At 41.2% G+C, this 7,433-nt stretch carries 7 protein-coding genes; 5 read left to right on the top strand and 2 right to left on the bottom strand.

Annotation, left to right across the window (positions count from 1 at the left end):
- Positions 1-402: 402 nt before the first annotated feature.
- The 4 genes from OCW38_RS06810 (at position 403) to OCW38_RS06795 (ending at position 5,010) form a co-directional block, all read left to right on the top strand.
- Positions 403-1,710 (top strand): TolC family outer membrane protein, encoded by a 1,308-nt coding sequence (locus OCW38_RS06810; protein ID WP_449209092.1) that lies wholly within the window; start codon positions 403-405, stop codon positions 1,708-1,710.
- Positions 1,710-2,327: an OmpA family protein gene (locus OCW38_RS06805; RefSeq protein ID WP_010438560.1), complete on the top strand. Its 618-nt coding sequence runs from the start codon at positions 1,710-1,712 to the stop codon at positions 2,325-2,327. Before OCW38_RS06810 ends, OCW38_RS06805 begins: the two co-directional genes overlap by 1 nt.
- Before the next feature lie 135 nt (positions 2,328-2,462).
- Positions 2,463-2,813 carry a DUF2750 domain-containing protein gene (locus OCW38_RS06800; RefSeq protein WP_010438559.1) on the top strand — a complete coding sequence of 117 codons (351 nt, stop codon included), beginning with the start codon at positions 2,463-2,465 and terminating at the stop codon, positions 2,811-2,813.
- A 163-nt stretch (positions 2,814-2,976) separates the two neighbouring features.
- Positions 2,977-5,010 carry a tetratricopeptide repeat-containing diguanylate cyclase gene (locus tag OCW38_RS06795; RefSeq protein ID WP_261895542.1) on the top strand — a complete coding sequence of 678 codons (2,034 nt, stop codon included), beginning with the start codon at positions 2,977-2,979 and terminating at the stop codon, positions 5,008-5,010.
- Here the strand turns inward: OCW38_RS06795 and queC are convergent.
- Both queC and queE read right to left on the bottom strand, forming a co-directional pair.
- The gene (gene queC / locus OCW38_RS06790) at positions 4,970-5,665 is read right to left on the bottom strand and encodes a 7-cyano-7-deazaguanine synthase QueC (RefSeq protein WP_065100132.1); all 696 of its coding nucleotides are present in this window, start codon (positions 5,663-5,665) and stop codon (positions 4,970-4,972) included. The genes OCW38_RS06795 and queC overlap by 41 nt on opposite strands.
- Positions 5,666-5,739: 74 nt before the next feature.
- Positions 5,740-6,408 carry a 7-carboxy-7-deazaguanine synthase QueE gene (gene queE / locus OCW38_RS06785; protein ID WP_315974569.1) on the bottom strand — a complete coding sequence of 223 codons (669 nt, stop codon included), beginning with the start codon at positions 6,406-6,408 and terminating at the stop codon, positions 5,740-5,742.
- Positions 6,409-6,593: 185 nt separating this feature from the next.
- On the opposite strand from queE, the gene OCW38_RS06780 reads away from it, so the two are divergent.
- Entirely contained in the window at positions 6,594-7,403 is an 810-nt protein-coding gene (locus OCW38_RS06780; RefSeq protein ID WP_016794582.1) for a Cof-type HAD-IIB family hydrolase, read from the top strand.
- Positions 7,404-7,433 lie beyond the last annotated feature (30 nt).

Here is a 7,433-nt window from a genome sequence, read left to right as displayed (position 1 = left end):
ATAAACCCCTAAAACTCATTTTTCAATCAAAACGTCAAAATAGTGACATTGTATTTATAATATTAGGTAAAATATAACACCTAACACCATATAATTCATAGTTATGAATGCACATTTTAACAAGGTCGTATACACCATGATGACAATGGTCACACTCATCAATACTTAAAGCGCTCTTAAATTTGATATAAGTTATTGTGCTAACGAAAAATAATTGACATATTAATAGGTGTTCTAAGTGCATTAAAACATCACAATACGCACAGTGATCGGTTAACAAATTTACAACCATTTGCGAGCGCCAGTTGTAGCGATCGTAATTTTTTTGGCGGTTCATCTGAATTTTGTATATCATCGTGCAAAATTAAGACTCAGGTGTGACTCATTTTGGAGAGATGCAAATTGAATAGGATTCAAACGACGACCTTAGGGCTAGCTATAGCAATGACCTTTCCAGCTGCGGCACAAACTCTTGAGCAAGCCGTCGCTTTTACGTTGGAAAGCAATCCTGAAATTAAAAGTGCTTATAATGAGTACGTAAGTAAACGTTACGTTAACGATGCTTCTGGCGGTGCTTATCGTCCAAGTATAGATCTAGATGGTGGGATTGGTTATGAGCATACCGATCTAGTGACCAATACAAATTCAACAGATCTGACGCGTAAAGAAGCGACGATTACTTTGACTCAGTTAATTTGGGATGGAGCAAATACTTCCAACGATATTGATCGTACCGCGGCTGATGCAGAATCTGTTCGTTACCAATTACTCTCCAACGCCCAAGATATCGCTCTCGAGGTCACCAAAGTATACCTTGATGCAGTGAAAGCTTATGAAGTCCTCACCCTGTCTGAAAACAACCTGGCAACACACAAGGATATCTATAGAGATATTCGAAAACGTGTCGAATCTGGCATTGGCTCTACAGCAGATATGTCCCAAGTAGAAGCTCGTATTGCGAAAGCTCATGGTAACTTGCTCGCAGCACAAAATAATTTGTTTGATACGCATACTCAATTTAAACGTATTGTTGGACAGTCACCTTTGGGGTTAGTGTTTCCGCGAGCAGACACTGGAGCAATTCCTTACACCGTAGATGGCGCTCTTGCGAAAGCTTTCAACCAACATCCTGTTATTAAAATTGCACAAGCCGATGTGGACTCCGCTAAATTCCAATATAAACAGTCTAAAAGTTCAAATTATCCGACTGTTTCTTTCGAAGCCGCGCAAACCTGGCGTGATGACGCAGGTGGCAACGAAGGGAGTAGTGACGAATTTTCCGCAATGGTCCGCTTGAGATATAACTTGTATAACGGCGGCGCTGATCAAGACCGCGCTGAAAGTGCTGCTTACCAATTAAATAAGGCCAAAGATCTGCGTGAAAGTACATATCGTAATGTAGAAGAGAGCCTACGCTTGTCATGGAGCGCACTTGATTTAACCGTACAACAGAAAGAGTTCTTATCAGATCACGTAGACTCAGCATCAGATACGGTTATCTCTTACGAGAAGCAATACCGCATCGGTAAACGAACACTTCTCGATTTACTTAACACTGAAAATGAGCTCTTTGAAGCTCGTAAAGGCTATTTAGATGCCAAGTACGATGAACAATATGCTAAATACCGGGTCATGAACGCAACCGGTAATTTACTGACAGGTTTACGTGTCGATATCCCCCAAGAATGGAATGAAAAGGTAGAATATTAATGAAGCTGCTAAAAGCTGTATTTCCACTCTGTCTATTGGTTGCTTCTGCCAACATTTTAGCTGAAACAAACGATGAAGAGTTCGAGTATCGAGCGCTCCCAGAGAGCGTACAAAGTTACGATCTAGAAGACGACGACAATGATGGTGTTATCAACGCCCGTGATTTATGTGTTGATACACAGATTGGCGCTGAAATCGATAATGACGGCTGCGGCTCTTATTTCGAGTCAACGGAACAGAAAGAACTTCACATCTTATTTGCCAACAATTCAACAGAAATCAATCCTGTTTTTCTTGGCCAAATTCGTCAAATGGCCGCGTTTTTAAAGCGGTATGAAAGCACAACCATTCGTCTACAAGGCTACGCGAGTAAAGTCGGAAACGCGGCTCACAACTTAGACTTATCGAAAGAACGAGCATCAAATGTAAGGCGAGCCCTAATAAGTAATGGTATACAACCATCTAGAGTGACAATCGTTGGCTACGGGGATACCGTTTCTAATGAAGAGGGAACCAAAATCAACCATGCGCTCAATAGAAAAGTTGTCGCTTCTGTCGCCGGATTCAAAGGCAACATCAAAGAAGAATGGCATATTTTTACAAAAATTGGAAAGTAACCACTCTTAGTTATGCCTCATCTGAAACGTTATCTTTAGGTAGCGTTTCAGTACGCTTATAATTCCTTAAATAGCATATACCTAAGCCGTCTATAATGTTAATCTTGTCACGTTATCAACATAGAGAATTAATCCATGAGCAAACTAACCGCTGATACTCAAGCAAATCTAGAACTTTTCGTTTCTGAAACACAAGAAACTAAACTTGTATGGGGCCTTCGTAACGAAGAAGGTTGGCTAGCATGTGACTCAAGTGAATTCGAAAGCAGCGAAGTGATGCCATTTTGGTCTTCAAAAGAAGATGCTCAGACTCACAACGTTGAAGAGTGGGCTGATTTTGAAGTATTAGAAATCCCACTAGATATCTTTGTAGAAGACTGGCTACTGACTCTTGCTGAAGACGGCGTTCTTGTTGGTACGAACTGGAATGCAACATTAGAAGGCAAAGAGCTTGAACCTTCTGATCTAGCGAAATTGTACATTTAATTTCCAATAGCGGTCGTGCGAATAAGTACGACCGCTATTACCCTGATAACCATCAACAAATCAGAGATACAACTCGCATAAATCACTGTAAGTATCATTCAAAAATTGAAGCAACCTCAAACTAATAATAGAATGTCGTTCTTTATCTGATTGATAGTTCCTCGTGATTCACTCCGTCTTTATTACTTTTCTGCTTTTAACCAGCTTCTATTCTTATGGCCAAGTACCTACATTAGATCGCCATAACAGCTTCCCCGTCAGTGACTCAAACATAAATCTTGATTCTACTCCCAACGCTGACTGGAATGCTCTCTATTTATCCACTTTAACTCGTTCCCCTTCCCGCGCACTGAACATGCTGCAAACACGTTATACGAGCTTAAATCACTATGGAGATAAGCTATACCTTTCTTCATTATTGTACGAATACATGAGTCATCGCTCACAACCATTTTATGGTATTGCTTCAAACAACAGTGAATATCAAGCAATAGAAAAAGCGTTCATTTCAGCGTTAGTAAAAGACAGACAAGGTCACTACGAAGACGCTCAACAGGGCTTTTTGACGCTACTCACTAAGATGCAATCACGCAATGATATAACGGGGCGTGCACTGTTGAAGTACCAACTGTGTCGCTCTCTCAATGAACAAGCCAAATATCACCAAGCTAACTATTACTGTTCTGCACTTCAGAGCGATTTTCAAAACCTCGTTGACCCAGTATTACCCAAATTCGTGACATATCGAGTCATCGCCAACAACCACCATTTTCGTAGTGACTATCAAGCAGCGTTAAATACTTACCTGTCTTTGATCAAAGTATTCCCACAAGGGCATGATATATCGGGCATTTATAACGATGTTGGCAATCTGCTCAAAGAACTAAAACAATATGAAAAATCAGAACAATACCTCAAAGAAGCACTCATACTAAGAGCCGATACTTATGCTCTAATGAAAGCTCAAGTGCACCATAGCTTAGCCGAACTGTATTTAAGTCAAAGCCAAAGTAACCTAGCAATTAAGCACTTTCAAAAAGCGAGGACAATGCTAAGCGCATCTCCCCATAACTATGGCATCGCTTTGACAAACTTAGGCTTGGGAAAAGCCTACACACAAACACATGATTATGAGTTAGCAAAAACCTATTTGGTTGAGTCTCTTTCTGCCTCTAATGAACTTAACAATAACGTTATTCGTATCAACGCTTATTTGGCATTAAGTGACATGTTCGAAGAACAACAGCTGACAACTGAAGCGCTAAACTACGCACAGCAAGCGTTGGAGTTAGCTGAGCAGGTCACAAGACTTAAATACGTCGCCCAAGCTCTTCTTCAGCTTTCTGATATTCACCAGTCACTCAATGGTTACCAACAGGCTTTTTATTACTATCAGAGACACTCAGCAATACAATTAAAGGCCAGAGACATTGATAACAGGTTAGCTTTTGAGGCTCTTGACCTTACTCATGCCAAATATGAGCAAGAACTGAAGAATTCTTTCCTAACACACCAGACAAAACTCGATCGCCTTCGAATTGAAAAGATGGAGCACCAAAGGTGGATGTACAACATCATCATGTTTGTATTACTCTGCGCTGCCAGCTTTACGGTATTGGCAAACAAGACCATCCGAGCGAGAGCCGCGATTGACGCAATGACCAAAGCTTACAACAGGACCGAAATAATACGCAGGATCAAGCGAGTTAGACATTGCCAAAAAAACAAAAAACAACACGTACTCGTTTTACTGGATTTAGATAAATTTAAAGAGATTAATGATGAGCATGGCCACCCAACGGGTGACATAGCACTTGTTCATGTCAGTAACCAAATAAGAAAGCATTTAGTAAAAGGTGAGTTATTTGGACGTTTGGGCGGCGAAGAATTTCTTATTATGCTGACCGATACCAAGCCGTCTGAGGTCCGTGAACGCGTTGAAGAACTGCATTATGCTATATCAAACAGTATTTTCCTGTCAGAAAGCAAAAAGCCACTTAATGTAACCGCGAGTTTTGCTTATCTAGCAACCTCAAACGCACTAAGTGACTTTGATGCTCTCTACTCTGTTCTTGACCAAGCATTGTATCAAGCAAAGAGTAATGGTCGAAACTGTATCATTGACGCTTATAACGAACCAATTGACATACCTGAAGCTATTTATACTCAGTCTGTTTACGAACCAACTCAGTCATAATACTTTGACGGTCAACTAAGTAATCGTTAAGGCCGGCCTTTCGTAGTTCACATGCTGGGCAATCACCACAGCCATCACCTATAATACCGTTGTAGCAGGTTAGTGTTTTGTTTCTAACAAGTTCGAGAGCTAAGTACTGATCTGCCAACGCCCATGTTTCAGCTTTGTTCAGCCACATCAGTGGTGTTTTGATATCAAGCTTCTTATCCATGCCTTGCACAAGCGCAGAATTCATCGCTTTTACAAAATCATTACGGCAATCAGGATAGCCAGAGAAATCTGTTTCACACACACCAGTAATCACAGTTTCAGCTCCGATCTGGTATGCATAAATACCCGCCAATGTTAAGAACAGAATATTACGACCAGGAACAAAAGAGTTCGGCAATCCATTCTCTTGTAGCTCATGTGATACAGGGATATCGTCACGAGTCAGAGAGCTAATAGCCAACTCATTTAGCAGCGTCACATCCATCACTTTATGCGCTTTCACACCAAGCTCTTTCGATAATGACTGAGCGACTTCGATCTCTAACTTATGGCGCTGACCATAATCAAAAGTAATCGCATGAACTTCATCATACTCTGTTAGTGCCTGAACAAGACATGTAGTTGAGTCTTGACCACCACTGAATACTACAACTGCTTTTTTCATTTCCATACCTATCTAAAACTGGCGAACTATCATAAATGGGAAAACTGTCCGCAAACACGCAAACTGCTGACCAACTAAGCGATACTCAAATACTTATGAGTTTGGATTGATAAGCGCCAATTGCGCTCAATGCAGGTATCAATACAAAGTTGTGTTGCGCGTTCTTTTTGACTAATCGGTTGCAGAGCGACGACCGTTTCACTCGAAACATCCGCTCGCTCCAATAAACCGTCAAGCTGTTCGATGTCTTTGCCGGTACCCACTGGATGCTTAATTTCATTAGCACGTTGTAAGGCGCTATCTAAAATATCCAGTTTCGCTTTCATCGCCACTTTTGGTGACACCGTAACCCAAGTGTCAAGTGTCACTTTAACTTCTGATGTTCCACTAGTCTCAATCTGACAACAACAACCATGCTGCTCAAATGCTTCAGTAAGCGGGACAAGATCATAAATACACGGCTCACCACCAGTAATCACAATGTGCTTCGCAGTGTAACCTTGCTTGATGTATTCATTCACAATTCCTTGAGCATCAATTGCTGACCAAGTTGGTGAATCCTCTGTCTTCACCATGATATCGCCAAGGCTGGTTTCATCTTCAGGTAATGCTTCCCAAGTCTGTTTCGTGTCACACCAAGAACAACCTACTGGGCAAACTTGTAGACGAACAAAAACAGCCGGAACGCCAGTAAACACGCCCTCACCCTGGATGGTTTCAAACATTTCATTAATCTTGTACAACTTTTCCTCAGCTCAATCATTTGGTCAAATAAATCAACCGCAGACCTTAAAGCACTTACCCCCTTTGGTCAAACAAATGAGTACTGATAAATGAGTTGATCAAAGCCCTAGCCTGAAGTTTCAAGTTCCCTTATCCTTTCGTCCATTAGATTTGGTTAACTTTTAATTTTTTGGTAAGGAAAAACATGTACAAACTGATAGCTCTTGATATGGATGGCACACTACTCAACAGAGAAAAAACGATTTCTCCAGAAAATAAAGAGGCGATAGCCAAAGCTCGTGCTGCAGGAGTAAAAGTGGTTCTCGCTTCTGGTCGACCTTTAGAAGGTATGCAAAGCAAATTAGACGAGCTTTCAATTAACGGCGAAGATGACTTTGTACTCTTTTACAACGGCTCTATGGTACAGAACGTTTCGACTAAAGAGATCATCCACAGCGAAATCAGTAACGGTAAAGCAGCGAAAGAAATCGCAACTCTTGCTAAGCAACTTGGTGGCTATGTTCATGCATTCAGCAAGGTTCATGGTTTAATCACCCCTGAAAACAATGAGTACACCGCTATTGAAGCGCGTATTAATGGTTTAGCAATTACCGAGTTCGACTTTTCTCAACTAGAAGACGACCACGAAATCATCAAAACCATGATTGTTGCAGAGCCAAACAAACTCACCGAAATCATCAGCAAGTTACCACAAGAGCTTAAAACTCAGTTTACTATCGTACAAAGTGCACCATTCTTCTTAGAGTTCCTAAACCCAAAATCAAACAAGGGTGTCGGTATTGAAGCGATAGCGAAACACTTAGGCATTAAATCGGAAGAAGTAATCTGCATGGGTGATGCTGAAAACGATCACCATATGCTTGAATACGCAGGCCTTGGCATTGCAATGGACAACGCAATGGAAGAAACCAAGAAACTGGCGGATCACATCACAGCGAGCAACGACGACCATGGTGTAGCTGTCGCGATTGAGAAGTTTATCTTCAACTCGTAAGCACTAGATAGAGCCCTCTACTTTATCTAA

Source organism: Vibrio cyclitrophicus, assembly GCF_024347435.1.
Classification (GTDB): domain Bacteria; phylum Pseudomonadota; class Gammaproteobacteria; order Enterobacterales; family Vibrionaceae; genus Vibrio; species Vibrio cyclitrophicus.
Note: the sequence above shows the minus strand (reverse complement) of the source record. Positions and strands in the feature narration are given on the sequence as shown.